1 pseudogene is annotated in these 388 nt (G+C 55.7%); it reads left to right on the top strand.

Annotation, left to right across the window (positions count from 1 at the left end):
- Positions 1-116 precede the first annotated feature (116 nt).
- Positions 117-388, top strand: a pseudogene (locus R2R70_RS19135) (MFS transporter); the annotation flags it as partial.

Here is a 388-nt window from a genome sequence, read left to right as displayed (position 1 = left end):
AAACATATGTATATCTCCTTCTTAAAGTTAAACAAAATTATTTCTAGAGGGGAATTGTTATCCGCTCACAATTCCCCTATAGTGAGTCGTATTAATTTCGCGGGATCGAGATCTCGATCCTCTACGCCGGACGCATCGTGGCCGGCATCACCGGCGCCACAGGTGCGGTTGCTGGCGCCTATATCGCCGACATCACCGATGGGGAAGATCGGGCTCGCCACTTCGGGCTCATGAGCGCTTGTTTCGGCGTGGGTATGGTGGCAGGCCCCGTGGCCGGGGGACTGTTGGGCGCCATCTCCTTGCATGCACCATTCCTTGCGGCGGCGGTGCTCAACGGCCTCAACCTACTACTGGGCTGCTTCCTAATGCAGGAGTCGCATAAGGGAGA

The organism is Cobetia sp. SIMBA_158 (genome assembly GCF_046566945.1).
In the GTDB taxonomy this organism is placed as follows: domain Bacteria; phylum Pseudomonadota; class Gammaproteobacteria; order Pseudomonadales; family Halomonadaceae; genus Cobetia; species Cobetia amphilecti.
This window is presented reverse-complemented; position numbering and strand designations above follow the sequence as displayed.